Source organism: Candidatus Sulfotelmatobacter sp., from assembly GCA_036500765.1.
Lineage (GTDB): Bacteria > Acidobacteriota > Terriglobia > Terriglobales > Acidobacteriaceae > Sulfotelmatobacter.
On record DASYBM010000004.1, the window covers coordinates 1883051 to 1909897 of the forward strand.

At 58.3% G+C, this 26847-nt stretch carries 27 protein-coding genes; 9 read left to right on the forward strand and 18 right to left on the reverse strand.

The features are described from left to right. Positions 1 to 2: 2 nt before the first annotated feature. Complete coding sequence (gene murG / locus VGM18_10835) at positions 3 to 1097, reverse strand: undecaprenyldiphospho-muramoylpentapeptide beta-N-acetylglucosaminyltransferase (GenBank protein HEY3973491.1); 1095 nt, start codon at positions 1095 to 1097, stop codon at positions 3 to 5. 105 nt (positions 1098 to 1202) lie between these two features. Here murG and VGM18_10840 point away from each other — a divergent pair, with 105 nt between their 5' ends. Together VGM18_10840 and VGM18_10845 are read left to right on the forward strand one after the other, a co-directional pair. After that, entirely contained in the window at positions 1203 to 1433 is a 231-nt protein-coding gene (locus tag VGM18_10840; GenBank protein ID HEY3973492.1) for a hypothetical protein, read from the forward strand. Position 1434: 1 nt separating this feature from the next. Further along, positions 1435 to 1815, forward strand: coding sequence for a type II toxin-antitoxin system death-on-curing family toxin (locus tag VGM18_10845; protein ID HEY3973493.1), 381 nt, complete (start codon positions 1435 to 1437; stop codon positions 1813 to 1815). On the opposite strand, the gene VGM18_10850 is transcribed toward VGM18_10845, so the two are convergent. From VGM18_10850 to VGM18_10885, 8 genes are all read right to left on the reverse strand, one after another. After that, complete coding sequence (locus VGM18_10850) at positions 1812 to 2294, reverse strand: hypothetical protein (protein ID HEY3973494.1); 483 nt, start codon at positions 2292 to 2294, stop codon at positions 1812 to 1814. The genes VGM18_10845 and VGM18_10850 overlap by 4 nt on opposite strands. A gap of 50 nt (positions 2295 to 2344) precedes the next feature. Continuing rightward, a complete protein-coding gene (gene ftsW / locus VGM18_10855; protein HEY3973495.1) occupies positions 2345 to 3436 on the reverse strand; it encodes a putative lipid II flippase FtsW in 1092 nt (363 codons plus the stop codon). 124 nt (positions 3437 to 3560) lie between these two features. After that, positions 3561 to 3860 carry a type II toxin-antitoxin system RelE/ParE family toxin gene (locus VGM18_10860; GenBank protein ID HEY3973496.1) on the reverse strand — a complete coding sequence of 100 codons (300 nt, stop codon included), beginning with the start codon at positions 3858 to 3860 and terminating at the stop codon, positions 3561 to 3563. Further along, on the reverse strand, positions 3860 to 4144 hold the full coding sequence (locus VGM18_10865) for a type II toxin-antitoxin system ParD family antitoxin (GenBank protein HEY3973497.1): 285 nt from the start codon (positions 4142 to 4144) through the stop codon (positions 3860 to 3862). The genes VGM18_10860 and VGM18_10865 overlap by 1 nt, the downstream gene beginning before the upstream one ends. A gap of 82 nt (positions 4145 to 4226) precedes the next feature. Continuing rightward, positions 4227 to 5630 (reverse strand): UDP-N-acetylmuramoyl-L-alanine--D-glutamate ligase, encoded by a 1404-nt coding sequence (murD, locus tag VGM18_10870; protein ID HEY3973498.1) that lies wholly within the window; start codon positions 5628 to 5630, stop codon positions 4227 to 4229. A 139-nt stretch (positions 5631 to 5769) separates the two neighbouring features. Continuing rightward, a complete protein-coding gene (mraY, locus tag VGM18_10875; GenBank protein HEY3973499.1) occupies positions 5770 to 6903 on the reverse strand; it encodes a phospho-N-acetylmuramoyl-pentapeptide-transferase in 1134 nt (377 codons plus the stop codon). A gap of 107 nt (positions 6904 to 7010) precedes the next feature. Further along, positions 7011 to 8378, reverse strand: a complete 1368-nt coding sequence (murF, locus tag VGM18_10880) for a UDP-N-acetylmuramoyl-tripeptide--D-alanyl-D-alanine ligase (GenBank protein HEY3973500.1) — start codon at positions 8376 to 8378, stop codon at positions 7011 to 7013. Next, positions 8375 to 9892: a UDP-N-acetylmuramoyl-L-alanyl-D-glutamate--2,6-diaminopimelate ligase gene (locus VGM18_10885; GenBank protein ID HEY3973501.1), complete on the reverse strand. Its 1518-nt coding sequence runs from the start codon at positions 9890 to 9892 to the stop codon at positions 8375 to 8377. Before VGM18_10885 ends, murF begins: the two co-directional genes overlap by 4 nt. A gap of 571 nt (positions 9893 to 10463) precedes the next feature. On the opposite strand from VGM18_10885, the gene pckA reads away from it, so the two are divergent. The 3 genes from pckA to VGM18_10900 all read left to right on the forward strand — a co-directional run bounded on the left by pckA (position 10464) and on the right by VGM18_10900 (position 12863). Further along, on the forward strand, positions 10464 to 12044 hold the full coding sequence (gene pckA / locus VGM18_10890) for a phosphoenolpyruvate carboxykinase (ATP) (GenBank protein HEY3973502.1): 1581 nt from the start codon (positions 10464 to 10466) through the stop codon (positions 12042 to 12044). A 61-nt stretch (positions 12045 to 12105) separates the two neighbouring features. Beyond that, on the forward strand, positions 12106 to 12363 hold the full coding sequence (locus VGM18_10895; protein ID HEY3973503.1) for a hypothetical protein: 258 nt from the start codon (positions 12106 to 12108) through the stop codon (positions 12361 to 12363). Between the two features lie 239 nt (positions 12364 to 12602). Further along, on the forward strand, positions 12603 to 12863 hold the full coding sequence (locus tag VGM18_10900) for a hypothetical protein (protein ID HEY3973504.1): 261 nt from the start codon (positions 12603 to 12605) through the stop codon (positions 12861 to 12863). Positions 12864 to 12911: 48 nt separating this feature from the next. On the opposite strand, the gene VGM18_10905 is transcribed toward VGM18_10900, so the two are convergent. From VGM18_10905 to efp, 3 genes are all read right to left on the reverse strand, one after another. After that, entirely contained in the window at positions 12912 to 13439 is a 528-nt protein-coding gene (locus VGM18_10905) for an adenine phosphoribosyltransferase (GenBank protein HEY3973505.1), read from the reverse strand. Positions 13440 to 13576: 137 nt separating this feature from the next. After that, on the reverse strand, positions 13577 to 13876 hold the full coding sequence (locus VGM18_10910) for an acylphosphatase (protein HEY3973506.1): 300 nt from the start codon (positions 13874 to 13876) through the stop codon (positions 13577 to 13579). A 140-nt stretch (positions 13877 to 14016) separates the two neighbouring features. Further along, positions 14017 to 14577, reverse strand: a complete 561-nt coding sequence (gene efp / locus VGM18_10915) for an elongation factor P (protein HEY3973507.1) — start codon at positions 14575 to 14577, stop codon at positions 14017 to 14019. A gap of 381 nt (positions 14578 to 14958) precedes the next feature. Between efp and VGM18_10920 the strand changes: the two genes are divergently transcribed. Then, on the forward strand, positions 14959 to 15273 hold the full coding sequence (locus tag VGM18_10920) for a YtxH domain-containing protein (GenBank protein HEY3973508.1): 315 nt from the start codon (positions 14959 to 14961) through the stop codon (positions 15271 to 15273). Positions 15274 to 15429: 156 nt separating this feature from the next. On the opposite strand, the gene VGM18_10925 is transcribed toward VGM18_10920, so the two are convergent. Both VGM18_10925 and VGM18_10930 read right to left on the reverse strand, forming a co-directional pair. Continuing rightward, entirely contained in the window at positions 15430 to 16833 is a 1404-nt protein-coding gene (locus VGM18_10925; protein HEY3973509.1) for an AMIN domain-containing protein, read from the reverse strand. A 347-nt stretch (positions 16834 to 17180) separates the two neighbouring features. Continuing rightward, positions 17181 to 17501, reverse strand: a complete 321-nt coding sequence (locus VGM18_10930) for a PilZ domain-containing protein (GenBank protein HEY3973510.1) — start codon at positions 17499 to 17501, stop codon at positions 17181 to 17183. A gap of 1493 nt (positions 17502 to 18994) precedes the next feature. Between VGM18_10930 and VGM18_10935 the strand changes: the two genes are divergently transcribed. Both VGM18_10935 and VGM18_10940 read left to right on the forward strand, forming a co-directional pair. Then, positions 18995 to 19951: a branched-chain amino acid transaminase gene (locus tag VGM18_10935; protein HEY3973511.1), complete on the forward strand. Its 957-nt coding sequence runs from the start codon at positions 18995 to 18997 to the stop codon at positions 19949 to 19951. A 199-nt stretch (positions 19952 to 20150) separates the two neighbouring features. After that, positions 20151 to 20696: a DinB family protein gene (locus tag VGM18_10940; protein ID HEY3973512.1), complete on the forward strand. Its 546-nt coding sequence runs from the start codon at positions 20151 to 20153 to the stop codon at positions 20694 to 20696. Between the two features lie 89 nt (positions 20697 to 20785). Here VGM18_10940 and VGM18_10945 read toward each other — a convergent pair whose 3' ends face one another. From VGM18_10945 to VGM18_10955, 3 genes are all read right to left on the reverse strand, one after another. Continuing rightward, a complete protein-coding gene (locus VGM18_10945) occupies positions 20786 to 21181 on the reverse strand; it encodes a type II toxin-antitoxin system VapC family toxin (protein HEY3973513.1) in 396 nt (131 codons plus the stop codon). Further along, entirely contained in the window at positions 21178 to 21456 is a 279-nt protein-coding gene (locus VGM18_10950; protein ID HEY3973514.1) for a type II toxin-antitoxin system Phd/YefM family antitoxin, read from the reverse strand. The genes VGM18_10945 and VGM18_10950 overlap by 4 nt, the downstream gene beginning before the upstream one ends. Before the next feature lie 226 nt (positions 21457 to 21682). After that, positions 21683 to 22129, reverse strand: coding sequence for a DoxX family protein (locus VGM18_10955; protein ID HEY3973515.1), 447 nt, complete (start codon positions 22127 to 22129; stop codon positions 21683 to 21685). Between the two features lie 256 nt (positions 22130 to 22385). Here VGM18_10955 and VGM18_10960 point away from each other — a divergent pair, with 256 nt between their 5' ends. Continuing rightward, on the forward strand, positions 22386 to 22787 hold the full coding sequence (locus tag VGM18_10960; GenBank protein ID HEY3973516.1) for a helix-turn-helix domain-containing protein: 402 nt from the start codon (positions 22386 to 22388) through the stop codon (positions 22785 to 22787). A gap of 196 nt (positions 22788 to 22983) precedes the next feature. Here the strand turns inward: VGM18_10960 and VGM18_10965 are convergent, their stop codons facing one another. Further along, positions 22984 to 26787 (reverse strand): TonB-dependent receptor, encoded by a 3804-nt coding sequence (locus tag VGM18_10965; GenBank protein HEY3973517.1) that lies wholly within the window; start codon positions 26785 to 26787, stop codon positions 22984 to 22986. Between the last annotated feature and the right edge of the window lie 60 nt (positions 26788 to 26847).

Here is a 26847-nt window from a genome sequence, read left to right on the forward strand (position 1 = left end):
TGTTAAACCGTGGCCGGGTCTTCAATTCCGGCCAACCGCGCGGCCATTGCTGCGATGTCACGTGCCGCGTTGGGATGCGATAACTCCCGCGCGGCCTGGCTCATTTTCCGCAGGCGTGCCGCATCTTGTAACAATGCGGCAATCGTCTCCGCCAGCCAGACTCCCTCCAGCTTCGACTCCTCGACCACGACGGCCGCTCCGTGACGCGCCAGCGCTTCGGCATTGACGCGTTGATGATCGTCGGCCGCGCGTGGGAACGGAACGAAGACTGCCGGCTTGCGGGCCGCAGCAATTTCTGCGACCGTGCTCGCACCCGAGCGGCAGACCACGAGGTCGGCGCGGGCAAACGCTGCCGGCATGTCTTCGATGAACTTGAAAACTTCAAACGTGAAGATCGGGGCGGACTCGCCCAAGCGCTCGTACGCCGCCAGCGCGTCATTATAATCACGTTCGCCGGTCTGGTGAATGATGTGAATGCCCGGCGCCTCGCGCTGCAAAACCGGCAGGCAGCGCATCATGGCGTCATTAATGGCGTGGGCGCCCTGGCTGCCGCCGAACACCAGCAGGGTGGGAGCGCCAACGCGTTTAGGTACGATCTCGAAAAATGCCTGCCGCACCGGCACGCCCGTCACTTCGGCGTGACGAAAATATTCGGCCGTCTCCTCGAAATGCACCGCTGCCCCTGAAACGAATCGCGCGACCATACGATTGGCGAATCCCGGTACAACGTTAGGCTCGAAGGCGAGCGTCGGGATGTGTTTGATGATCGCGGCCAGCATGGCCGGACCGGAAGCGTATCCGCCGACGCCGATCACCACGTCTGGGGCGAATTCGTTGAGCATACGGGATGCATCCCAGAGTGCGCGGGGTAGGTCGAAAGCTGTTTTCAGGCGCGTGGTAAGGCTGACATTTTTCAACGCGCCGACGCGCACTAATTGCAGAGAAAATCCCGCCGCGGGGACGAGCCGGTTCTCGATGCCGCGCGCCGTTCCAATGAATAGCACTTCGGCGTCGTAACTTTTCTTGAGTTGATTGGCGATGGCCAGCGCGGGGATGACGTGACCTCCCGTGCCGCCGCCCGCCAGGATTGCCCGCATGTGGTGAATATAAACCATCCTTTTTCAACTATCTACGCAATATCATGATGTATCTTGATTTATCAATAGAAAGCAATATAATAAACGGAGAGAATCTAACAGATCATGACCGCAACCAAGAAGTTCACCCCCGAGATTGACGCCACCCTCTACAAAGAATTGGTCGATACGGCCGACCGCAACGGGCAGACCAAGCGCCACGTGCTGGAGCAGGCATTACGCTTCTACCTTCATAACGTCGTACCATCGCAGCATCTCGTGCGTCGCGAAGTCATGGACGCCTTCGAAGAGTCGGTCGCTCGCAACCGCGAATTGCTGGAGCGGCTGGCCAAATAAGATGCCTGAGTACCTGACGGTAGCTGAAGTCTACCGCATGCAGCATCGGCTGATTGAGCTGTTTGGTGGGCTTCATGGCGTTCGCGATGCGGGGGCCATCGAGGCGGCGGTATTTCGTCCACAGACGGGCTACTACGATTCCATTGAGGAAGAGGCTGCCGCCTTGATGGAATCCCTAGGCATGAATCATGGCTTTATCGACGGCAACAAGCGCATCGCATTCACCGCTGCCGACGTTTTTCTTCGCCGCAACGGTTTATATCTGGAAGTAACCGCCGCGGAGGGACACTCCTTTATCGAGGGTTCGCTGGAACGTCGGGAGTTTCGGTTCGGCAAAATTCTGGACTGGATTCGGGGACACGTAAGGCGCATAGAAGCTTAGGTACTCGCCTTCTTCTTAGTAAGAGCTAGCGCAACTGCGCCCACCACGGCATATGTGGTCAGGCATACGAACGGATATCCGAAGAAGAGCATATAGAGACACTCGCTGGCGCCGCAACCAGGCCGAAGTCCGAACAACTGTGACAGTACGTAGTCGGTGCGAGTCTGATGCGACCAGGTTGGGCTCCATCCTAGATACAGTTCCTGGCCGCCGGCAAATAGGGCCAATAGCCCGAAGACGCTGACCCAAGGTGCCGAGCCGCGAAACCATCTTGGCGCTGCAAACGCAGCTGCCAGCGCACTCGCCGTGCTCCCCAGAACGAGCTCGGTATTCCTTGCCTCGCCAAAGGAAATTGCGGTAATGATAAGGGTAATTGCTACTGTGAGAACAAAACTGGCAAATAAACAAAAGGCCAGGTGAAACCCGGTGCCCGCAACGATCCTCAGAATCCGTCCCGCCGAAGAGCCAGGGCCAGTCATGGCAGGTGGAAAGTATACTAGACCGGATCGAAAGAGGGCTCCGGCGGGCTCTATTCTGCCTGCTTCGTGATATTCAGCAACACGCCCACGCACGCCAATGTCACGAACAGCGACGATCCTCCATACGAGACCAGCGGCAGCGGGATGCCCTTGGTTGGCATCAGGCCGAGGACCACGCTGATGTTGATGAAGGCTTGCAGCACGACCATACTGGTGATGCCGACGGCGAGGTAGCGGCCGAAAAGGTCTTCAGTGCGCCAGGAAGCGCGCATGCCCCGCCAGAGAAATATGGCGAACAGTGTGACCACGAACAGCGCCCCGACCAGGCCCAGTTCCTCGGCGGTGACGGCGAAAATAAAATCGGTGTGCGGCTCTGGGAGATAGAAGAGCTTCTGTTTGCCCTCCATCAGACCAGTGCCGGTCACGCCACCGGTGCCCACGGCGATGAGCGACTGAATAATGTGGAAGCCGGTCTTCTGGCTATCGGCGTAGGGGTTCAGAAACGCCAGGATGCGGGCGCGCCGGAAAGCGACGTGAAAAATCAGAAAATACAGCGGCAGCAGCGACGCACCAAATGCATAAGCGAAGTAGCGCAGGCGCATTCCAGCGACATACAAAATGCAAGCCGCGATTCCGGCGCAAGCGATCGCGGTGCCGAGATCGGGCTGCAGTACGATCAGCCCGAGACACACGAGCACCGGCGTGGCCGCGGGCAGCAGCGTGTTCCGCACATCGTCGATAGTCTTGGCGCGGCTCTCGAGAAAATAGGCGAGGAACAGAATCAGAACGGGCTTGGCCAGCTCCGATGGCTGAAAGGAAAAGCCGCCGGCGTGGATCCAGCGATGGGTGTTGTGAGAGCGATCGAGGAAGAAGACAGAAATCAGCAGCAGCGTCGTGAATCCCATCAGCGAAAAGACCAGCGCGGGATGCTTATAGCGGCGATAGTCCACGCGCATGGTGACGACCATGGCGGCGAGTCCCGCGACCGCCCAGATCAACTGCTTCGATAGAAATGCATACTCCGAGCCAAAACGCTCGCGCGCCATCACTGCCGACGCCGAGAACACCATCACCAGCCCGACAAAAACCAGCAGCATGGTTACGGTAAACAACCAGCGATCGACAGAAACGCGTTTGGCCATGGTTAATTCCGCCGAAGTTTATTTCAGCGAGAATTCATTTCACCACGGAGACGCGAAGGCACGGAGAAGAATTGTTGATGGTTGAATTTTGACTGTTGATTGTTTTGGTACGGGGTAAGCCTCCTTAGCTTTCTAGCAGTGTCTTGATATCGCGACGACCGTGCAGCACATGGAGAATCACAACGTCCAGGTTCTCGATGCGATAAATGACGACATAGCCGCCGACCGACAGACTTCGCAGTCCGGGGCGAAGATCATGGTCGCGATGACGGCCAAGTTGAGGATGCTTGGATAGCAAAAAGAAGTGTTCGGTTATCGACGCGACCAGACGCTCGGCGATATCTATGCTGCCACTCTCTTGAGCGATGTAAACCCAAATGTCGTCAAGCTCCGCTTCGATCTGCGGGCCGTATCGGATCGCCATCAGCGAAGCCGTGCTTGCTCGGCTTCTAGCCGTGCTCGTCCTCGCTGGCTTACCTTATTCGCCAAATCTCGCGCGTCCTGTTCAGTCGCAATCACGCACCCTTCGCCCCGGGCAAGCGAAGCCTCGGCCGCGTCCACCGCCGTAAGAATTTCGGCCCGGGTACGCTCCCGCTCCTCCCACAGCGACAAGGCCTCTGCAACGGCATCGGCCTCACTACGAAATCGCCCGGCAGCAATGCCTTGGCGGACAAACGCTTCCTGATCGGGAGTTAAGCGCACTTCCATTAAATAAGGGTAGGAGGCGCGAAAGCGGGTGTCAAGCTACAGTTCTGCACGGTATGTGTCACTTGTCCCACTCGCTCAAGGGTCACCTGGTGTTCGTGGCCAGTCCCTGCACGATCTCTTTGAACACCCGCCCCCTGTGCTCGTAGCTCTTAAACTGATCGAAGCTGGCGCAGGCGGGGGCCAGCAGGACAACGTCGCCAGGCTGCGCTACGGCATGGGCTTTGCGGATGGCGTTCTCCAGTGTCTCGGCGTGGACGATTTCTGGGCCGCCATCTTTCCCGTGGCCTCCGGAAGTAGAACCAATTTGCGATTCGATCTTCGCCGCCGCGGCGCCGATCGTATACACGCGTTTCACGCGCTGGCGCAGCAGGTCGTTAAGGACGCTATAGTCGCTGCCTTTGTCCTTGCCGCCAAGAATCAGGTGAATGTTGGCGGGGAACGACTCCAGCGCTTTGATGGTCGCATCGACGTTGGTGGCTTTGGAGTCGTTGTAGTAATCTACGCCGCGGATCGTGGCGACAAATTCCAGGCGATGCTCGACCGCCTTGAAGTCGCACACGGCCTGGCGAATTTTTTCGGGGGCGCAGCCCATCAGCGCGCTGGCGCACACCGCAGCCAGCACGTTCTCCAGATTGTGCGCGCCCTTCAACGGAATTTCTGAGACCAGCATGATCTCACGCTGATCGCTTTTCTGCTTTTCCCCGCCATTGCGGAAGACGATGTTGCCGTCCCGCATCCATGCGCCTTGTTGCACTTCCTTCTGCCGGCTGAACCAGAAGACCTGCGCGGGGGTCCTCGCCGCCATCTCGACGCACGTGGGATCGTCTGCATTGAGCACCGCGAAATCGCTTCCCTGCTGGTTCTCGAAGATGCGGGCTTTCGCGTCCACATAGGCATCAAAAGTCCGATGTCGATCGAGATGGTCCGGCGTGACATTCAACACGACGGCGACTTTCGGGCGGAAGGTTTGAATCGTTTCCAGTTGAAAGCTCGATACCTCGAGCACAATTACGGTCTCCGGCGTGGCGCGCTCGGCCAGCGAGATGGCAGGCGTTCCGATGTTGCCGCCGACCAGAGCCGCGAAACCTGCGGCCGTCATAATTTCGCCGGTAAGAGTCGTAGTGGTCGTCTTGCCATTCGATCCCGTGATGGCGACGATAGGCCCAGGAAGAAATTGTGCCGCGAGTTCAATCTCGCCAATCACAGACTCGCCAAGAGCGCGCGCTTGCACCAGCGGCGGCGCATCCACGGGGACGCCCGGGCTGACCACGATTAAATCCTGGCCGCGAAAGGTGCGTTCGCCGTGTCCGCCGGTTTCGACCGCGATGCCGTGATCGAGCAGCACGGGAATTTCGTTGTGCAGTTCGTCGCCGCTCTTGGTGTCGGAAACCGTCACCTGCGCGCCGCGCGCTTTCATAAACAAAGCCGAGGCCACGCCCGACTTGCCCAGGCCGACCACGAGCACGCGTTTTCCGTTCAGTTCCATCGCAACCATTTCACCACAGACCCACAGACACACAGCGTCAAATTCTCGGCCACGGATTTACGCGGATTCACACAGATCAAGAAAATAAACAATTAAAGGCCTATCCGTGTAATCCGTGAAGATCCGTGGCCAGGTTCTCCTACCTCAATTTCAGCGTCGTCAGCGCGAACAGCGCGAAAATCAACGATGCGATCCAGAACCGCACGATGATCTTCGATTCGGACCAGCCCATCAGTTCGAAGTGATGATGCAGTGGCGCCATCTTAAAGATGCGCTTCTTGCGCAGCTTGTACGAGCCGACTTGCAGGATCACCGAGACTGCTTCGATCACAAACACGCCGCCGATAAATGGCAGCAGCAACTCCTGCTTGATGATGACCGCGACCGTGCCGATGGCGCCACCCAGGGCCAGCGATCCGACGTCTCCCATGAAAACTTCTGCGGGATGCGCGTTGTACCAGAGAAATCCGATGGACGAACCCACCATCGCCCCGCAAAAAATAGTCAGCTCAGCGACTTGCGGCATGCGCGGGAGTTCGAGATAAGTAGCGAACGTGGCGTGGCCGCTGACGTAGGTCAGCACCGTCAACGCACCGGCCGCGATTACAGTGCAGCCAATCGCGAGTCCGTCGAGCCCGTCGGTAAGATTCACCGCGTTGCTCGCCCCTACGATGATGAACGCGACGAAAGCGATGAACGGCAGAAATGCCAGAAACCAAACATGCGGAAAACGTTCCAGGCTTTGCACTACAAGATCGGGTTGGTATTGCTTGAAGAACGGCACGATCAACCGGGTGGAGTACATGCCGTAGGCCTGCATGGCAATCAACATCGAGGCAACTACAATGCCGGTGGCGATCTGCAATCCTAACTTGGCGCGTGCGGTGAGGCCGAGGTTGCGGCGTCGGGTCACCTTAGTGTAATCGTCGGCGAATCCAATGGCGGCATAGGCGCAGGTAGAGAAAACGGCGATCCACACGAAGCGATTGCTCAGGTCCGCCCACAACAGCGTGGGGACGACGATTGCAATCACGATCAGCAGTCCACCCATCGTGGGCGTGCCCGCTTTTTTCTGATGAGCTTTCGGACCCTCTTCGCGAATATACTGTCCGATCTGAAAGTCGCGCAGCCGGCCAATAACCAGCGGCCCAACAATCAAGGCGGTGAAGAGAGCTGTCAGGCTGGCAAACGCCGTGCGGAACGTGACGTAGCGAAAGATGCGGAACGGCGCAACATAATGTTGCAGCTTGACGAACAACAGCCAATAGAGCAATCAGCCTCCGTCCACGAATTGAGTAATTGGGGAATTTAGTAATTGGACAATTGGATTTCGGCGCGGTCGCGTCCTGCAGTTTCCCAATTACTCAATTACCCCATTACTCAATCTTTCAATTTCTTCCATGCGTCCAACGCCTTCTCAAGCTTCACCCCGCGCGAAGCCTTGAGCAGCACCACGTCGGCCGAACGCGTTTCGCAGGCCAGCCATTCGCCAGCTTCTTCGGGCGTCGTCACGAATTCGGCCTTCGCACCTGCTTGCCGCGCGGTCTCGACCATCGACTGGGCGAGTCCGCGCACGCCAATAAGAACGTCGATCTTTTTCCCGGCGATATGCTGTCCGGCGGCGCGGTGCAGTTCCTCAGCCGACGAACCAAGTTCCAGCATCTCTCCTGCAACAACAATGCGACGACCTGCTTTCATTGCGGCCAGCGCATCGACCATGGCATGCAGCGCCTTCGGATTGGAATTGTAGCAATCGTTAATGACCGTGATGTTGCCGAATTGGAGAACCTGCCCACGCTTGTCGGGCGGGGTGAGACTCGCGAGCGAGGCAACCGCTTCGGATGGCGTCAATCCTCGAGCCACTCCCACGGCCACCGCCGCCAGCACATTCAGAATGTTGTGTTCCCCGACCAAGGGCAGATGGGCATGCTCGCGCCCAGCGGCCGTCACGACGTCAAAGTCGGAACCGCCGTCGCCTCGCGTCTGCACATTCTCGGCGCGGATGTTGGCGATGGCTCGCATGCCGTAGGTAATTATTTTGCCCTTGAAATCGCGCCCGAACTGCGAGACATATTCATCGTCGGCATTGAGGACAGCGATGCCAGTGACCGGGAGCGACTCGATCAATTCATACTTGGCCCGCGCGATTCCGCCGATCGAATCGAAAAACTCCAGATGCACCGGAGCGACATTGGTGACCACCCCGATCTCCGGTCGCGCGATCTTAGCCAAGGCGCGAATTTCGCCGGCGTGTGACATGCCCATCTCGATCACAGCAATGTCGTGCCCCGGCTCCAGTTTCAAGAGCATCAGCGGCAGGCCGAAATGATTGTTAAAGTTGCCCTCGGACTTGAGCACGCGGAAGCGTGCGCTCAGAACATGCGCAATCGCTTCTTTGGTCGTCGTCTTTCCTGCCGAACCGGTAACGCCCACCAGAGGCTTGCCCCAAAGCTGGCGCACTGCGCCGGCCAGGTCTTGGAGCGCGGCGAGCGTATCGTCCACCGCCAGGAGCCGGCTTTGGTCCGAGTAACGATTCAGTTGATCTTTACGAACGACCGCCGCCGCACCTTTTTCCAGAGCCGCGACCACATAGTCGTGGCCGTCGAGGCGTTCTCCCTTGACCGCGAAGAACAGTTCACCGCGCTCGATCGTGCGCGAATCTATGGAATAGCCCTGCGCCACTTCTTCCCGCGGAAACTCACCGCAGGCAGAAATGAATTCCGCGATTTTCGCGAGCGTCAGCTTCATGCCCGCTTTCCGCCGCTCACTTCTTCGCATTCGAATCCCGCCGAACGCAGAGCCGCACGAGACACTTCTACGTCGTCAAACGGCAGGGCGCCTTCGCGGGTGACCTGAATCTTTTCGTGTCCTTTTCCGGCCAGCAACACAATGTCGCCAGGGCGCGCCTCTGCGATGGCCAGCGCAATCGCCTTACGCCGATCCGGCTCAACGCTGTATTTCACCCCGGTCCTCTGGAGGCCGACAATGGCGTCGTTTATGATGGCGCACGCATCCTCGCTGCGGGGATTGTCGGAAGTGAGCACGACAAAATCGCTGCCGCGCCCGGCGGCCTCGCCCATCAGCGGACGCTTGGCGCGATCGCGATCGCCGCCGCAACCGAATACGGTCACGACTCTGGCGTGGCCTCCATCGCGCTGCACAAACTCGCGGGCCAACGCCGTAAGATTGCGCAACGCGTCGTCGGTGTGCGCGTAATCGACGACCACAGTGAAGGCTTGCCCACAATCGACGCGTTCGAATCTCCCAGGCACGTGCGTGAGCGATTCGATTCCGCGCGCGATCGCCTGCGGATTGCAGCCGCGCGCGAAGCAGGCCGCCGCCGCAGCCAGAATGTTGTACACATTCACCCGCCCGATCAGCGGAGAGAAAATCGGAATTTTATCCTGCGGCGTGGCCATGTCGAAGCGCGTGCCGCGCGGACTAATGTCCACGTTCTCAGCGTGAAAGTCTCCTTGCGTCCAGCCGTAGGACAGCACGACAGCGCTGCGTTTGCGGCTGAACCTGGCCAGCTTCGCTCCATATTCGTCGTCAAGATTCGTCACCACCGCGCGCGGCGGATCGGTACTGCAGCCTTCGAAGAGCACACGCTTGGCCGCGAAATATTCGTCCATCGTCTTGTGATAATCGAGATGATCGCGCGTCAGGTTGGTGAATACGGCCACGTCGAACGGCACGCCGAATACACGTTCCTGCGCCAGCGCATGCGACGACACTTCCATGACCGCGTCCGTCGCCCCCAGACCCAGCGCCTGGTTGAAAAGGCGCGTCAGTTCGAGAGCTTCCGGCGTAGTGTGGGGCGCGGGATAGATGTTGCCCGCAACGTGATATTCAATCGTCCCGATTAAGGCGCTCTTACGTCCCGCCGCTGTAAAGATTGACTCGATCAGAAATGCGGTCGTGCTCTTGCCGTTCGTCCCGGTGATCCCCGTAACCGCAATCCGCTCGCCGGGACGCTTATAAAAATTCGCGCTCAGCCGCGCCAGAGCCCGCCGGCCGTGGGGCACCACCGCCCATGCAACTCCCTCACGCTGCTTTTCATCGGCCGAGTCGGTGACCACTGCGACTGCGCCCGCCCGAATCGCCTGATCGATGAAACGATTTCCGTCGGAGCTCTCCCCGTGCATGGCCACGAATACGCAACCTGCCTTGACCCGGCGCGAATCATATTCCACACCATTAACGCTTGGGTCTCCGCTTTGCGAGAGAACCTCCGCGCCATCCAGCAACTGTTGGAAGGTCATTGTTTGGAATTATAGGCCACGAGGAAATTGGGCGTTTGGCGGGCGGCGGTGAACCGGACTTCGGATTTTAGATTGAAGCCGCCAAGGTTTTCAATCTGCAATCTGAAATCGACAATCTGCAATCGATCGGCAATCGTTACCAAGGTCATTTTCGCGCTTTGCCGCTTCGCGCTACAGTCATTTCGTGAGCACCCGACCCGGCCCTGCCCGATACAAATGCGCGCAGTGCGAACAACAGGAGGCCTCGTGTCAGTGCGAGAAATTCTGCTGCCTCTGCCAGTCCGTGATCGACATCCGTCTATGCAATGACGGTCTCCTCTATTGTGAACCCTGCCGCAGCGCCTGCGATTACAAAACCTCCCAATAGCGAATCGATTTTCCCCCGCTGAAAACAACACCATTAACCACGAAGGACACTAAGGCTCACGAAGGTAAAACCAAAGTCTGGAATTTCCAGGTAGACCAACGCATCGGCGAAGCCACAAAATTTGGCAGTCGGGGTCTCTTTGAGGGAGAATATAATGTTTGCGCTTTTGTGACTGTTTTGCGGGCGCGTAGAGGAGATCCTCCGATGGCTACCACGATGCACGTCAGCGACGTAGCCGAGTTGCTGAGCGAAGGCCGGACGCACTTCAATCTTTCTCCGGCATTGTTGGTGGAGCACTCCATCCGGCGTAATGAGGCGAAGTTGGCCGCCAACGGCGCACTTGTCGGATATACGAATCGCACCGGCCGGTCGCCTAAAGACAAATTCATCATCAAGGATGAAACCACCGCGAACTCGATCGCCTGGGGAGCCGTAAACCAGCCGATTGATGCGGAGAAATTTGACGCTCTCTATGAGCGCGTGATGGAGCACCTGCGCGGGCGCGAGCTTTTCGTGCAGGATCTTTTCTGCGGCGCCGATCCCGCCTATCGCCTGCCAGTTCGCATCGTGAACGAATACGCGTGGCACAATTTATTCGTACGGCAATTATTCCTGCGTCCCACGGCGGCAGAACTCAAACATCATCGTGCCGAATTCACCGTGATCGCGGCGCCCGAGTTCAAAGCCGATCCCCGGCGCGACGGCGTGAACTCCGAAGTTTTCGTGCTGCTGAACTTCACCCGCCGCACGGTGCTGATCGGCGGAACGTCTTACGCCGGCGAAATGAAGAAGTCGATCTTCAGCATCATGAATTTTCTGCTGCCCCAGCGCAATGTTTTCCCCATGCACTGCTCCGCCAACGTCGGGCACAACGGAGTGAGCGCCCTGTTCTTCGGCCTGTCGGGCACCGGCAAGACTACGCTCTCGGCCGATCCCTCGCGCGACCTGATCGGCGACGATGAACATGGCTGGAGCGCCAACGGCGTCTTCAACTTCGAGGGCGGATGTTACGCCAAGTGCATCAAGCTCTCGAAGAAGAACGAGCCGCAAATCTGGAACGCGCTGCGCTTCGGATGCGTCCTCGAAAACGTCACTCTCGACCCGCACACGCGCATTCCCGACTACAACGATGACTCGAAGACCGAGAATACTCGCGCCGCGTATCCCGTAGATTTCATCGAAAACGCCGTGATTCCGGGCATTGGCGGGCATCCGAAGAATGTCGTATTCCTCACCGCCGACGCCTTCGGCGTGCTGCCGCCGATTTCGAAGCTCACGCCCGAGCAGGCCATGTATCACTTCCTTTCGGGATACACGGCCAAAGTTGCCGGAACCGAAGCGGGCGTGAAAGAGCCGTCCGCAACCTTCTCGACCTGCTTCGGCTCGCCCTTCATGCCACTGCCTCCGAAAATTTATGCCGAGATGCTGGGTCGCCGCCTGCGCGAACATAATGCGCAATGCTGGCTGGTCAACACCGGCTGGCAAGGCGGACCCTACGGCGTCGGCAAGCGCATGGATATTCCTTACACCCGCGCCATGGTCGACGCCGCCGTCGAGGGCGAGCTGATCAAGCAGGAGTTTGAGATTGAGCCAACATTCGGATTCAACATTCCGAAGCATTGTCACGGCGTGCCCGCAAATGTCTTGAACCCGCGCCATGCCTGGCCCGACAAAGCCGCCTATGACAAAGCCGCCGAAGAGCTGCGCAACCGCTTCGCCAGGAACTTCGAAAATTTCGATCCTCCGCCGGAAGTGAAGGCGGCCGGACCGCGGGCGCAGCACTAGAACGATAAGGATTCCAGTCGTAGCGCTGCCAGTCAGAACACCCATGTGATTAAATCATTTCATGTTCGCCCGCAAGATTCGCGTCGAGTATGACTCCGATGGCCGACCGCTTCCCTGCCCGCTGAAGTGGCTCGATAGCTTCTCCATGCGCAACTTCACCAACGCCAGCGTTTTTGACGACACCCTCCCGCTCGCTGACGGCCAGATGGAGATTGGTTCCAGCGTCCCTCTCGATCAACTCAAAGACGCCATGGAAGACTGGTTCCGGCGCAAGGGCTACCTGCCCAAGGACTCCCGTTTGTCACTGGCAGAGCCCTAGAGCCCGGCCGAAACTACTGTAGAGGTGCCGGGTTTCTTACATCAGCGCACTCTGCTGCGCAAGAAACTGCTGCCGCAAGGAATCACAAAATGCGGCAAAGATCGAGTGCGGCATGGGGATTATTGACACAACAGAGAAGTCCGGCAACCCGATAGCGGAAACGAGCCTCTTATTTTCAGTAGTTTGGTTCGCGCCCCAAGTTGGCAAGTAAGTTGCTCGTGCAGAGGAGGAGGTGCTTCATGAGCTACAGAATGTTGCAGTTTCCCTCTACGGCAGGCACCCACGTTCTTGGCTCCAGCAGGCGCTCGGCGAGGGCCCTGGACGTAACACTCGACATCGGATTTTTACCCTCCTGGTTTGCCTTCGACTCCGACTCCGAATTCGAAGCACGCGGCCGCCGCATCAACTGGGGCGCGATTTCAGGAATGGCGCTGTCGATTGGCTTCAGCACAGCCTTCTGGGCCGGCCTTGCCTGGATGATCGCTCGTGTCTGGCGGTAGGTTATACCTCTGCGTCAGTACCTAAGATCCAGCCCTAAGACCGAAGATCTATTTGTCGTAGCGCAGCAGCGACATCACTTCATACTCTTTCAGCCGGTCACGGCCGTTCAGGAATTTCAGTTCCACCACAAATCCCAGGCCGGCGATCTCGGCACCGAGTGAGGAGGCGAGTTTCGCGGTCGCCTCCGCGGTCCCGCCAGTGGCCAGCAGATCGTCGACGATCAGCACCCGTTGCCCTTTCTGAATCGCGTCCTTGTGAATCTCCAAAGAATTCGTCCCGTATTCGAGCGCGTAATCGTATTTCACGCATGCCGCCGGAAGCTTGCCCGGCTTGCGCACGGGAACGAAGCCCGCGTTCAGGCGATAGGCCAGCGCCGGCGCAAAAATAAATCCGCGCGCTTCCATGCCCAGCACCAGATCGACATCCTGCGAAATATAATGCTCCGCCAGTTTGTCGATGAGCGTCGCGAAGCCGGTCTTATCCTTGAGCAGCGTGGTGATGTCGTAAAAGAGAATCCCCTTCTTCGGAAAATCGGGAATCTCGCGGATGAGATGTTTCAATTGGTCGGCATTCATAGACACGGACGGCACCGGTATTTTCCTCTCTCATCTTCACGGTTTCAAACCTTGCGGCGTTTCAAGGTTGCAAAGTGAAACCGACGGCGCTGCACTTACCTTGAAACTTTGAAACCCGGCAACTGTGAAACCTTGCCTTACCACGCCCCTTCAATACGAAATGAACTCATTCCCGCGACTGGATTGGCCTCGGCTACTTCGACCGCGTCCACTCGAGCGGCGCGCGGCCCTTCACGCAGACGCGAATGAAGCCCCGAAAGTTGGTCGCGCGTGCCCTGAGCCAGAACTTCGACGCTGCCATCATGATTGTTGCGCACCCATCCGGCGATGCCCAGAATGTGCGCCTCGCGCTCGACGAACCAGCGGAAACCGACGCCCTGCACGCGTCCGCGGACGATAAGGCGGCGGGCTTCGATGGGTTTCTCGCTGGCGGTCATTCTGGAAGAAACTTCAGATTGACGATTTCAGATTGCAGATTCATGATTTAAGAATGCAAATTGAACATTCCATCCACACGAATGTGTGTCCGGTTTTCAATCTGCAATCTGAAATCTAAAATCTGCAATCGACGATCGCCTTACGCTCTGGACAGATACGCGCCTTCCGACGTGTCCACTTTAATCTTCTCGCCCTCATTGATGAATGGAGGAACCTGCACCACCAGCCCGGTCTCGGTGCGGGCAGCCTTGGTCACGCTTGAAGCGGTCGCGCTCTTCAATCCCGGCTCGGTTTCGACTACGGTCAGGATGACGGTCTGCGGCAGTTCGATCCCGACCGCCTTGCCGTCGAAAAACTCCACTTTGATTTCGAGATTCGCAATCAGGTAATCCACGGCGTCGCCCAGGATTTCCTTACTGAGGTGGGTCTGCTCGTAGTTCGAGGTGTCCATGAAGTAGTAGCTGTCGCCGTCGGCGTAGAGAAACTGCATCTCAACTTCGTCCACGTTGACCTTCTCGATGGGGTCCGGGGAGCGGAAGCGGTGCTCGAACATGGCGCCGGTGCGCAGATTGCGCAGCTTGGCCTGGATAAACGCCCGCAGGTTGCCGGGCGTCCGGTGCTCGACGCTGAAAACGGAATGCAGATCATTGTTGTGCCGAATGATCATGCCCGGACGAAGTTGGGTGGCAGGGATCGACATCGCTTAGAAAAATCTCCTTGCTGTTCAATGAAGCTCTTAAATGAATACGATTGCTCTTGCAGAACAACGGAAGGTGGGCAAGCCACAGGTTCCGCTGCCATAGTGGCGTAAGGCTTCATTTTACACGGAGGCCCAAGGGAAAGGAAATCGAGTGTGTAGTGCGGACACTCTTGTTCGCTGCCTTTGACTCTTGCTGCGAGTTCAATGGCCAGGATCAAGAGCGAAATTGTCGAGGACCAAATCTGAATTCGCCGCATGCAAGCTGGCAATCCGACCCGCGAATTCGATTCGCAGCAACCTCTTTTATAGGACTAGAATCGTACCTGGCCGGACTTAAGACCATGCTCCCCGCATCACCGGGCAGAAAAGAGGTCATTTATCATGCGAACCGGAAGGTATGAATCGTCAGAAGGCAGCAACATTGGCACGGCTATCACATTCTTGTTCATTGGACTGGGCGCGGGAGCGCTTGTCGGACTCCTGCTCGCTCCCAAAACCGGAAGGCAGCTTCGGCGCGACCTGAAACGCGGATACGAAGACGCACGGGACACGTTCGACGAATGGACCGACGAAGCCAAAGAGCGGGTGCGCGACGTTGGCGACCGCGTACGCGACGTGGCCAGCCGCGGCGCCGATCTCGCCGACGATCTGCGCGACAAGGTCGAACCCCTGCGCCGCGCCATCAACCGCAGCTAAGGTGAAGCAGGCGTCAGCCCTCGGCCCTCAGGAAAATCGGAATCCAAGGCCCGAACCACATAGCGGCGGACGCTTTCGTCCGCCCGCACCCCATCCGCTCTTGCTTTGCCCGGAGGAATTCGTCCGGGGCCACGCGGGAAAAAGACCAACCGACTCTTACTTGAACAACGTTCCGAAGAATCCCCCGACCCGGCGAAAGAATCCGCGGTGGTCAGACTTCTCTGGCGGCATCCGCACCACCATGTCGAGATGAGCCTGCCGCGCCGGCGAATCCTCCGTCGGCAAATCCTGCGCGGCCTGCACCGGCGCGGGCGCCACGGCAGCGCGGTTCTTCGCGTTGAATACCAGCGGCGCATCCACCTGCACGTGCACTTCATCGGCCCGTGATGGCGGCAGCGGGGCCGTCTCGGGTCCGCTGGACAGTCTCGAACCCGAAGCCGACGCGCTCACCGAACTCCCGCTCAAACCTCCATTTGCGGAGTCCCCCGGTCCCGCCGCGACCCGACCAGGCGGAACCGGCGTCTCATTACCTCCGACCCGCACTTTCTCCGGCAATTCCGACTCCGGCACATTCGGCGCATACGCAGCCTGCGCCCGCATCACCGGCGACGGCGCCGGGCACCCGCACTCCAATGGAACGTCGCCATCTACCTTATCGATCTGTCCGGAATGAAACACCGCCTGTTCGGCCGGCTTAACCTGATAAATCCGGTCGCCCATCAACTCAGAGACGATCGCAGATGAGGTATTCCCCTTCAGCGCGCGCACGCATGTTGTTCCGTGAGCGTCGGCGCTGACGGCAAAATGGAATTCTCCCGGCCCCGCAAACAGAATGCGGAAGTCCGGCGTGAGCACTGCGTCTGCCGACGCATGCAGCGAATAGTGCGCCTCGATCGCGCCCGTGCTCAGGCCGAACATCAGGTCACGCTTGCTCTGCGAGGGCGTCACGGAAACCGTGGTGCCGGGGCAGATGCGAACTTCCCCTCCGCCGGTAACCCGCAGCACCGCCGTTTCTGAACCCGCGGTCACCGACGATCCCGAACCGATGCGGCTGCCCGGAACCACCATCGCCCCCGATCCGCCAGTCACCGGTACCACAGTAGGAACAGCCTTCGCCGATATTCCAGAAACCGATAATCCAGAAACCGTCGGCGGTTCCACGCGCAGTTTCTGCCCGGCACTCATTTCGCCGGCTGGTTTCAGCCGAACCATCAACCGAGGGCCCGCGCCATCCCAGGTATAGCCATAAGGCTCGAGCAGATCGAGAACAATACGGGTGACCGGCGGCTTCTGCTGAAATTGATCGATGCGAATCGCGAGGATGTTCCCCTTGTGAATGGCGACGCGCTTTTGCATCGCAGGCCCCAACCGCGAGTTAGACAGATCGATCACCAGCCGCGGCGGCGAATCGATCATCTGCACCTCGGGAATCACCGGACCGCCGCTGGAAAGAATCTCCACCGCCGGAGCGCCGCGCTCGTGCACGATGCGAACGCTGGTCACAGTCGGCGGCGGCCCGAAAGTCTGAGCATTAAGCTCGGCCGCAAGCAGCGTCGCCACTATCGTGCAGGATAAAGATAAAGATAAAGATAAAGATAGAGATAAAGATAGAGATAAAGATAAATACGTCTTCAGCGCATGCTTCGTAAGCGCGGCTCGCGACAAAATCCCCTCACTGTAGGCTTGAAGGAAAGATATCAGGGCTCGGGGGTCAGAGGCTAGGGGTCAGATGGGCGTCGGGAGTCAGCCCGTAGCGCCGCCGTCCCGGCGGCTGTCCGGCGGGCGTCCTCGCCCGCCGCGCTGGAAGCTACTTCCAACCAAGGATCTGTGGAGATGCAATAAGCGAGGAGGCCCAAGTCCGATGCTTGAAGGTCCAAGGTTCAATGCCTGAGGCCTGACGCCCGCCTCTACGCTTCCGGCAGAAATTCGTATTCCTCAATCACGGCGGCCACCGCGAGTCTGCCGTCGGGTCGCCCATTTTCGACTCGTACGACACGCCCTTTGCACTGTACGCGAATGCTTTCGGTGAGGGTGATCTCCGGCGGCAGCGTCAGCGTAAAACCAATCGCCGACCCCTGACTCACCGCCGACTCCAGATAAAAGCTGATGCCGCGAGCGCTCACATCGCGCAACTCCGCAGATCCTTTGGCGTTCTCGTGATCGACGGTAACCGGTACGCGCAGCGCAAATCGTCGCGCACCCCTCTTCTCCAACTGGGGCTCGGCCATTACTTCCTCCAAAGCGGCGTGAAGCAGCACTCAAACAAATTGGGCTCAAACTATGCACCGAGAATGCGCCGCAATCGTGCCCGGGGTCAATACCACCCTTGGGTCAACCGAGTAGCCCATTCAGGCGGGCTCCCAGGCTGCTTCATTCAGGTCAATATAGAAACAGCAGACCAATGTGGAGAGCCGCCCCCGGCTGTCTGGCGGCCCGGCCGTATCGGGCCGCAGGCTCTTTTGCCGATTGTCATCCAGCTCCCGTATCCTCAGTCATTCAGCGCTTTCCCCCTTGTCATCCAACGTCATTATCCAATCAAGTGAAGCAGGCCGGCCAGCGCAGCGAGCCGGCCTACGCAGTCGAGGGACCTGCTTTTGATCTTCTCGCTACGACGCCCCAACTTCATTGCATTTCCCCGCCCCCCAGGTGTACAAACGACGCCACCCGTGGGGGGTTCACGGCCACGCCTTGAACCCCTTTTCTTCAGCACGACCGGGAAGGGTACGATTTCCAGTCGTACCACTCAAGCCCCACCCCGAATACCGCGAGCGCTACGCCGCCAACCTCCGCCGCGAACTGCCGCGCATCCCCTTTGCCGGTGCCACGGACGTTTGTCATCCTGAGGCAGCGGAGTCACACGCGAAGCGGGTGACTCCCAACGAAGGATCTATGCATCTTGCCGATGGCGCCGATGCTGCCAACGAATCCATAGATCCTTCGGCCCGCACCGAACGCGGGCCTCAGGATGACAAGGAAGTGTTTCGGGCTTTAGCGAAGGCAGGCCAGCGCCTCGCCGAAATCCACGTCCACTACGAACAACAACCCGAATACGCCCTCACCAAAACCGAAAAGAAGGGAGAACAACTCAACTACCTCGTAAAGAAGACAAAGCTGACCAAAGACAAAGCGTCGCTAATCTACAACCAATTTCTAACTCTCTCCGGCATCCCGCCCAATACCGTCTCGGCAATCGTTCCGCCCTCGAATGGATCATCGACCAATATCAGGTCTCAACCGACACACGCAGCGGCATCACCAACGACCCCAACCGCCAGGACGACCCCACCTACATTCTGCGCCTCATTGGTCAGGCCATCACTGTCAGTCTTGAGACCGTCAAGATCGTCAGCACCCTGCCGCCTCTGGGCGTTCCAGGAACAGTCTCGAGCGGGCCGTCGTAGCCCAATCGCCCCAAATCTCCCGATTCCCATATTTCCCGCCAACCCCAACAACTAGCGGTGCTTACGTCAAATGTAGTTCACTATTGTACGTACAATTATGCCCTCAAAGTGTTCCCGCAGGAACACTTCTCACATTTTGCATTGTGTTCCGGCAGGAACATTCCCCCGGAATCGCTCGCGGCTGGTGAATAAACCGCGGCCCGATAACCCTGGGCCGCCGGGACAGCCGGGGGCGGCTGTCCCCACATGGGCTTCGCGATTCCGCACATCTGCCTCGCGATATAATGTCTCAGTAACGCAGCGCTCACCAAGGAGTCCGCATGGCAATCCAGAAGACCGACAAGATCTGGCACAACGGCAAGCTCATCAACTGGGACGACGCGACCATTCACGTGATGTCGCACGTCATTCACTACGGGTCTTCTGTGTTTGAAGGCATCCGCTGCTACGAACTGCCGACTGGCCCGGCGATCTTTCGCGCCGACGAGCACATGCAACGCCTCATCAACTCCGCCAAGGTCTATCGCATCGACGTGGATTTCACGCGCGAACAACTGGTCAAGGGCATGCTCGAAACCGTGGGACACAATGGCGTCTGGCCGTGCTACGTGCGTCCCATTGTGCTGCGCGGATATGGCGAGGCGGGCGTGAATCCCTTCAACTCGCCGACCGAGGTCTACATCATCAACTATCCGTGGGGAAAATATCTGGGTGGCGAAGTGGAAGGCTGCGACGTGTGTGTCTCCTCCTGGACGCGCCTTGCGCCCAACACTCTGCCCGCCATGGCCAAGGCCGGCGCCAATTACATGAACTCGCAGCTCATCAAGATGGAAGCCATTGTCAACGGCTACGTCGAAGGCATCGCGCTCGACGCGAGCGGCTTCGTCAGCGAGGGCTCGGGCGAGAATTTGTTTCTGGTGCACAACGACAAGCTGATCACCGCGCCGCTGGGCAACTCGGTGCTGCCTGGCATCACCCGCGACTCTGTCTTGCAGATCGCCCGCGACCTGGGCATCCCTGTGGTGGAGCAGATGATCCCGCGCGAGATGCTCTACATCGCTGACGAGGCCTTCTTCACCGGCACGGCCGCGGAGGTGACGGCCATTCGCTCCGTCGACAAGATTAAGGTTGGCAAAGGAACTATCGGGCCGATTACCAAGGCGTTGCAGAAAGAGTTCTACGCGATTGTCCGCGGAGAGAAGACCGACCGCTACAGCTGGCTCACTCCTGTTCCAGTCGGGAGTAAGAAAGCGAGCAAGCAGCCGGTCGGCGTTTAAATTTGCGTGATTCATTTACGACGTATAATTTGCGACGGCCTGGTAAGGCCGTCATCAGTGATGCGATGCGAGTGATGCATGCGAAGGGGCGCGAAACGCGCTCCTTTCGTGCGTCTTAGCCCGGGCCAAACAAAACAAGGTCAAACAAATTCCTAACCAAACAGATCGCAACCGAACACCCCTCAACAAGGAGAAAAAAATGTCCCAGCAGATGACTCCTGAATTTGTCCTTGGCTTTCGAGCCGTCATGCTCGATGGCTTCAAGCGCGAAGCGGAATGCACTAAGAAAGTGATTGCCGCCATTCCCGACGCGAAGTCCGACTACCGTCCCGATCCTAAGGCGAGGTCGGCGAAAGAACTGGCGTGGCATCTGGCGAATACCGATGTCCAGTTTCTGAATGGCATCGCCGACCTGCAATTCAAGATGGCCAATCCGGAGAACAAGCCGCAGACTTCGGCAGAAGTAGCTGCATGGTATGACGAGAACGTGAAGGGCTCGATCGCGCGCATAGAAACGCTGACCGCCGAGCAGTTACTCACGCCGGTAAGTTTCGCCGGTGGCATGTTCAACTTCCCTTCCGTTTTCTATCTTGGATTTCTCAACAACCACAGCATCCATCACCGTGGAGAGCTGGCGACGTATCTGCGGCCGATGGGATCGAAGGTGCCGTCGATCTACGGCGGCAGCTACGATGAGCCGCTGCAGCGGCCGGCCCCTGCGGAGACGGTCGAGGCTGTAGCGTAGCCTTGCTCATCGCTTTGAAAAGCCGCTCGCAAAGAGCGGCTTTATTATTTTGCGTACGTTTTATTTTTTATCATCCTTTATTTTTCGCGTTATTTTCCGCACCACAATACATCCACGGGATACTTGGCGAAGGCACGATCGGCGGTGAGGATGGTCATCTCCTCGACAATTGCCTGAGCGATGATGAGGCGATCGAATGGGTCGTTGTGGTGGAGCGCGAAATCGTAGACCTTAAGCGCATGGGCTTGCGTGATGGGCAGAGCGCGAATGCCCTGCACGGCCAATCTTTTGGGAACATACACCGCGGGTTCTTCAGGAAGCTTGTACTTGCCAAGCCGGGCCTTGATGCTGACTTCCCAGATGCAAGCCACTGAAAGGTAGATTTCTTCGTCGCCGTTGGTGATGACGTCGAGTCCTGCCCGGCCAATGGTTTCTGTGGAGCCTACGCTCCAGAGCCAAACCATTGTGTCGAGCAGGTACTTCACCTGCGCTTCCTTCTGCGCGGTTTGACGAGCTTGGGCAGTTCGCCGCCGTAAAACAACTTGAGCAGATCGTCGGGCAGTGGGGCGTCGAAGTCGTCGGCGATCCAGATTTTTCCGCGATCCATGCCGAGGGGGCGGATCTTTTTCGGCTTTGGGGCTACCGCAACCAGCTTGGCGACGGGGACGCCGGCGCGGGCGATGGTGACCTCTTCGCCTGCGGCGACTTTCTGTAGCAGGCGGGAGAGGTGGGTCTTGGCCTCGTGGATGTTGACTTCCATCTTTCGAGAGTAGACTAAGTCTGTGGACTAAGTCAATTGAATCAGAGGGGTCCCCCAGCGGCTAAAGCCGTCAGGATTTGCGGCACTTCCGGCACGACTGAAGTCGTGCCCTTCCCGTTCGTGGAGCTTCTGTGCGGCGGGACTTAAGGCCGCACGCTTTCAAACCCCTTCCCGCAACCGCAGAAGCCGCGCTAAGCCGCGCCCTTTCAAAACGACGGCGGCGGCCTTACTTTCCACGCGCGTCGAGGCTCCAGGGGCCGGAGCCGAACTGGGTGAGCAGCAGGGCGCCGCCGAGCATGGATATGTTCTTCATGAACATCACCATCTGCATCTGGCGCATCATGGGATCGGTGACGGCCCAGAAGTTATGCATAACGGGCGTGACACCGATGAGGAACAGGGCGATGAGCCAGGCTCCGATGCGGGCCCGGAAGCCGAGCAGAATCGATAATCCGCCGAGCACGGCGAGGAGGCCGGAGAACGGGACTGCGATCGAGGCGAGTGGCGCGCCTTGCGATGCGGCGAAAGCGATGGTGCGGCTGGAAAAATGGTTCGCGCCGGCCATGATGAAGATGAGTGCGAAGAATAGCCGGCCCAGCAGGATCACGGGCGCAGCGATGGATCGGGTTTGGGTCAGAGAGACGGAGCGATTGGATACAGTAGCGGATGCCATAGGTTTTTCTCCTTGTTGTTTTGAATTCACTTAGTTCATGCGTCTCTTCGCTCGCCCGCGATCGCGCCGGAGAGGCACGGGTTCGCAGCGCGTTACCGAGCGGCCGAGTCAGGGACGGCGGCAGCCGCGTCCTCCCGAACCCGGTTGATTCCGAATTCACAACTTTTGATGTGACGGATTTGTATTGGTTACAATAAATAACTACCGGCTCTTTACATATCAGATACTTTAAAGTAACCTAGTATCTTATTGCGCCATGAGACGTTCATCCCAAACTACTTCTCCCTGTGCGATTGGGGGACTGCTCGAATTGTTGACGCGGCCGTGGACGCTGCACATTCTGTGGTCGTTGAGCACGAACGGGCCGATGCGCTTTGGCGTGCTAAAGAAAAATGTCGACGGAATCTCGTCGCGCGTGCTGACCGAGCGGCTGCGCAACCTCGAGGAAAAGGGATTTGTCTACCGCCATTACGAACCGACGATTCCACCGGCGGTCACGTATGGGATCACCGAGCGGATGAAGGACATTGAGAAGGTGCTGGCGCAACTGGAAGCGCTAGCGCGAAAGTGGCAAGGGGAGGCTGGGGAGGCGGCGCCGGGACAAAAGAACCCAGGACGCGCCAGTGATCTCGCCCGGCGAGCCGGTACACATCAATAACCTTTAGGCATTTACCTTAAGATCTTTCTGCCATTCTCTCGCTCTATAGGCCGAGGGCGAGACGCTCCTTCGACAAGCTCAGGGCAGGCTCTCGGGAATGCCGGCAGGATGCCGGCGCTACTAAGCTAGCGGAAGTTTTTGATCACGATTACATCCACGATTACATCTCTGATCAGGCCACCGCGGGCATTGACCTTCAAAAATTAAACTTCAGCGCCAATTGCAGTTCGCGTGGGGGGACCGACGTGTAGAAAATCTGCCCGAAGCTGCCGTCGTCGAGGGAAAGATCTGGGGTGCCGAATACGGGGTGATTGAAGGCGTTCCGGGCCTCGATGCGGAACTCGAGGTTCATTTCTTCGCGGATGGCGAACTGCTTGGCAATCGACAAATTGGTGGTGAAGGTCCACGGCGTGCGGACACCGCCATAGGCGCGAGGAGCATCGCCGAGGGTGAAATCAGGGGGGCGCTGGAAGACGGTGGGATCGACGAAGTACTGGTTGACCCAGTTCGCGTCCGACCCACCAGCGCGCTTCGGAGTTCCGACAATGTTGGGGCGCTGTCCGCCGTAAGTGGGAAGAGGGTTGCCATCGGAGACGGTTAGAGCGAGCGGGCGCCCGTCGGCGATGCGCCAGATCCCGTTGGTCTTCCAGCCGCCGATCGCCATCTCTGCCCAGCGCGGCATATTGCCCAGGAGGAGGCGTCCGCGTCCAATGGGAAGATCGTAGGTGTAGCTGAGTTGCACGACATGCGGAATGTCGAAAGTGGAGAGGCTGCGTTCCAGCCACGGTTTATTGGGGTCCTGTAGGCTCGAGAAGCTGCCCAGCCAGGTCACGTTGTCGTCGGCCTGGGAGGAATCATCGATCGACTTCGACCAGGTGTAGGTCACGAGAAACTGGAGGCCGTTGGAGTAGCGTTTCTCGGCGAGCAGTTGTAAGCCGTGATAGATGGAGTTGGCGGTCAGGCGAGGCTCGGTGGCAACGCCGGTGAATTGAGGGAACGGAAGCTGCAACTGGTACTCCTGCACCTGGGGTGAGGAGAGGACGCTATTGGGGTCGCTGATCGGCCCACAAGTCGGTGCACACACCTGCGAGGAAAACGGATTGTTCACGTAAGTGAGCAGGTTGCTGATGTTCGCGGTAGGACTCTCGATCTGCGGACCGAGGAAATCCCACTGATTGTTGCCGCTGAAAGGAAGATGCGTGCCTTTCTTGCCGATGTATTCGGCATTAAGCAAGATGTTGCCGGGCATTTCGCGTTCGACGCCCAGACTCCAGCTCTGCTCGTAAGGCGTGCGGTTCGCGGCTGCGGTGCGCAGCGGACCGATGGCCTGGTACCCAACATCGTTTAGCAAGCCCAGCGAATTTCCCGGCGGCTGATTCAATCCATTGGGACAGGGATTGCTCAGGTGCAGGTAGGGTGTCGCGCCATCATTCTGATAGGTGTTAATCACGTTGGTGTACTGGTTGAAGCCCTGGCTGCCGTAGGGCACGACTCCGGTGACGCCGGACCGGGACTGGCCGTAGTAAATGCCGTAACCTCCGCGGACCACCATCTTCGGGGCGAACTGGTAGGCGAGGCCGAAGCGGGGCTGAATGTTGCTCCAGTCGGTCACATAGTTTGTGCGCTGGCTGGGGGTGACAAAAACCTCACCACCCTTTAACTGCAGCGTCGTGGGGCCGTTAAACTGGTCGTCGTAGGAGAGAGTTCCATTGGGGGTGAGCGGGCTGGTTGCGGTCGGATTCCACCAGTTCTGGCGGTTGTAGCGGTCGGTGCGGGGCAGGGTGACGTCGTAGCGCAGACCGAGGTTCAAGGTCAGTTTTTGGGTGACCTTCCAGTTGTCCTGGCCGAAGAAGCCGTACTGGAAATTCTCGGTGGCGGGGCGGAATTGGATTTCGTAATAGGAGTTGCCGTTCATGGTTCCCATCAGGAAGCTGGCCATCGAATCGCCGCCGCAGAACGAACGTCCAGTGTTGCCATAATTTGGGTCGCTCGAACCCGGGCAGGCCTGCGACCCGCTCGAATCGAAGCTGAAAATGCCGACCGGGGCGTTGGTCTGGATGTAGTTCATCTGGTGAAGGCGACCGTCAAAGCCGAATTTCAGCTCGTGCTGGCCGTGAACTTTGTCGAGGGTGACGGAGAGTTGTCCGGTGTCCTGACCCAGCCGGTAATTGCCGTACGGGTCGGTGCCAATATCGGTGGAAGCAGCGCTGCCGTAATCGCTGAGATAGATGGCGGGAACGCCGGCAAATCCGTTGCTTTGCAGGTAGGAGGGAAATCCTAGTGTGCCGAGCGGATCATTCACGCCTTGCGGATTGTAGGCGTTGATGTGCCATACCCCGCGGGTGAAGCCCAGCGTCGTATTCAGCAGCAAGGTCGGAGTGAAGGTGTGGGTATCGTTGATGGCAAACAGATGGGCATTGGTCCAGTTGGGCCCGCTCGAACATGGGTCGGTGAAGTTATTGAAACAGTTGAAGCCACTGTTGTGGCTGTATTGGTAGGAAAACTTCGAGCTGATCAAATTCTTTTGGCTGAAGCGGTGGTCGATTTTAATGTCGAACTGGTCATTATAGGTTTTGTTGGAGCCAGCTCCGACCCAGTTGTGGTAGATGCCGCCCGCCGCGTAGTTCGGCTCCGGGAAGTAGCTGAGCATTTTGCTGCCCACGGGATCAATCAAATTGCCGGGTACATTGGGGGGTTGCAGATTCGCAGGGAGCGCGGGATTGCCCGGACTAGTGTAGAGAGCGAGGTTGTTGAATGGGATGAAGGTGGAGGGGGAATTCCAAACTGGGGCACCCACGTTGGAGTCGTAGGTGCGCTGGTAGGGGTCCCATAGTTGGCCGCCGAATACGACCAAGGCAGAGTTGTCGGCCTGCACGCACTCGCCATAATTTGGATCGCCGACAGTTGAATCCCAGGCGCCGGGATGGTAGTTGCCACTACTGTCGGTATTGCCATTGGCCGGGCAGATCTCGCCAAAATTACCGGCCCTCATAAGATCGCTGGGCACGCCAGCATTGGCGTTGCTCATCTGGGTGGCGCGTAGTCCGTCGTAGTCGAAGAAGAAGAAAGTCTTGTTCTTGATGATGGGACCACCAATGGTAAAGCCGTAGTTATTGCGCTTCAGGGGCGGAAGAGGGAGCCCGGCTTGATCGGCGAACCAGTTGTTGGCGTCGAAGACGGAGTTGCGGACGAAATCGTAGGCGCTGCCGTGGAACTTGTTAGTGCCGGAGCGGGTAATCATGTTGACGACCGACGCGCCGGAGAAACCGTACTCGGCGCTGAAGTTGGTTTGCTCGACCTTGAATTCTTCTACCGCCTCCGGAGATGGAAGATAAGTCGCGGCGGTGATGCCGCCGTTGGGCTCGGAGTTGGTGACGGAAGCGCCGTCGGTCAGAATGTCGGCAGTCGCGCCGCGGCTGCCGTTGGAAACGAAATTCGTACCGGTGCAGGTGACGTCGCATTGGTCATCCATCTCGGTGACACCCGGCGCCAGATTGACCAACTCAATCACTTCGCGATCGATCAACGGCAGATCGTTGATGAAGCGGCGATTGACGACCTGGCCGGTGGCTGCATCTTCGGTCTGGATGGTCTGCGATTCGGCCGAAACCTGTACGGTTTGACTGGCACCACCGACCTTCATGGTCAGGTTGGTGGTGGCGTTCTCGTTGATGTCGACTTTGAACCTGGCGCTCTGCACCTTGGCGAAGCCTTTCGCTTCCGCCGACACCGCATAGACTCCCGGGGGAATCGAGCGGAATAGATATCGGCCGTCGCTATCGGAAGTCGTATTAAAGGTGAATCCCTTCTGCTGATCGGTGAGAACGACGCTGGCCCCCTGGACTACGGCCCCGGACGCATCGGTGAGTTCGCCGGTTACGGTTCCGAAGTAAGCTTGGCCGAATAGCGCCGCAGGCAGCGCGAGAGAAATTGCGATGATGAGCGTGGCGCTAAGGATTTGCGCGAAACCAAGACGAAACTTCGGTGCGGATTTGGACATGTTTCCCTTCCCTGCCGGTCAACACTCACTGTCCTAGCGGGCTGAGATCCCAAGATAGGC

What these genes read in the sequence shown, in the direction of transcription:
- murG (HEY3973491.1), bottom strand. Translation starts at nt 1,097, where the DNA reads ATGCGGGCAATCCTGGCGGGCGGCGGCACGGGAGGTCACGTCATCCCC.
- VGM18_10840 (HEY3973492.1), top strand. Translation starts at nt 1,203, where the DNA reads ATGACCGCAACCAAGAAGTTCACCCCCGAGATTGACGCCACCCTCTAC.
- VGM18_10845 (HEY3973493.1), top strand. Translation starts at nt 1,435, where the DNA reads ATGCCTGAGTACCTGACGGTAGCTGAAGTCTACCGCATGCAGCATCGG.
- VGM18_10850 (HEY3973494.1), bottom strand. Translation starts at nt 2,294, where the DNA reads ATGACTGGCCCTGGCTCTTCGGCGGGACGGATTCTGAGGATCGTTGCG.
- ftsW (HEY3973495.1), bottom strand. Translation starts at nt 3,436, where the DNA reads ATGGCCAAACGCGTTTCTGTCGATCGCTGGTTGTTTACCGTAACCATG.
- VGM18_10860 (HEY3973496.1), bottom strand. Translation starts at nt 3,860, where the DNA reads ATGGCGATCCGATACGGCCCGCAGATCGAAGCGGAGCTTGACGACATT.
- VGM18_10865 (HEY3973497.1), bottom strand. Translation starts at nt 4,144, where the DNA reads ATGGAAGTGCGCTTAACTCCCGATCAGGAAGCGTTTGTCCGCCAAGGC.
- murD (HEY3973498.1), bottom strand. Translation starts at nt 5,630, where the DNA reads ATGGAACTGAACGGAAAACGCGTGCTCGTGGTCGGCCTGGGCAAGTCG.
- murF (HEY3973500.1), bottom strand. Translation starts at nt 8,378, where the DNA reads ATGAAGCTGACGCTCGCGAAAATCGCGGAATTCATTTCTGCCTGCGGT.
- VGM18_10885 (HEY3973501.1), bottom strand. Translation starts at nt 9,892, where the DNA reads ATGACCTTCCAACAGTTGCTGGATGGCGCGGAGGTTCTCTCGCAAAGC.
- pckA (HEY3973502.1), top strand. Translation starts at nt 10,464, where the DNA reads ATGGCTACCACGATGCACGTCAGCGACGTAGCCGAGTTGCTGAGCGAA.
- VGM18_10895 (HEY3973503.1), top strand. Translation starts at nt 12,106, where the DNA reads ATGTTCGCCCGCAAGATTCGCGTCGAGTATGACTCCGATGGCCGACCG.
- VGM18_10900 (HEY3973504.1), top strand. Translation starts at nt 12,603, where the DNA reads ATGAGCTACAGAATGTTGCAGTTTCCCTCTACGGCAGGCACCCACGTT.
- VGM18_10905 (HEY3973505.1), bottom strand. Translation starts at nt 13,439, where the DNA reads ATGAATGCCGACCAATTGAAACATCTCATCCGCGAGATTCCCGATTTT.
- VGM18_10910 (HEY3973506.1), bottom strand. Translation starts at nt 13,876, where the DNA reads ATGACCGCCAGCGAGAAACCCATCGAAGCCCGCCGCCTTATCGTCCGC.
- efp (HEY3973507.1), bottom strand. Translation starts at nt 14,577, where the DNA reads ATGTCGATCCCTGCCACCCAACTTCGTCCGGGCATGATCATTCGGCAC.
- VGM18_10920 (HEY3973508.1), top strand. Translation starts at nt 14,959, where the DNA reads ATGCGAACCGGAAGGTATGAATCGTCAGAAGGCAGCAACATTGGCACG.
- VGM18_10930 (HEY3973510.1), bottom strand. Translation starts at nt 17,501, where the DNA reads ATGGCCGAGCCCCAGTTGGAGAAGAGGGGTGCGCGACGATTTGCGCTG.
- VGM18_10935 (HEY3973511.1), top strand. Translation starts at nt 18,995, where the DNA reads ATGGCAATCCAGAAGACCGACAAGATCTGGCACAACGGCAAGCTCATC.
- VGM18_10940 (HEY3973512.1), top strand. Translation starts at nt 20,151, where the DNA reads ATGTCCCAGCAGATGACTCCTGAATTTGTCCTTGGCTTTCGAGCCGTC.
- VGM18_10950 (HEY3973514.1), bottom strand. Translation starts at nt 21,456, where the DNA reads ATGGAAGTCAACATCCACGAGGCCAAGACCCACCTCTCCCGCCTGCTA.
- VGM18_10955 (HEY3973515.1), bottom strand. Translation starts at nt 22,129, where the DNA reads ATGGCATCCGCTACTGTATCCAATCGCTCCGTCTCTCTGACCCAAACC.
- VGM18_10960 (HEY3973516.1), top strand. Translation starts at nt 22,386, where the DNA reads ATGAGACGTTCATCCCAAACTACTTCTCCCTGTGCGATTGGGGGACTG.
- VGM18_10965 (HEY3973517.1), bottom strand. Translation starts at nt 26,787, where the DNA reads ATGTCCAAATCCGCACCGAAGTTTCGTCTTGGTTTCGCGCAAATCCTT.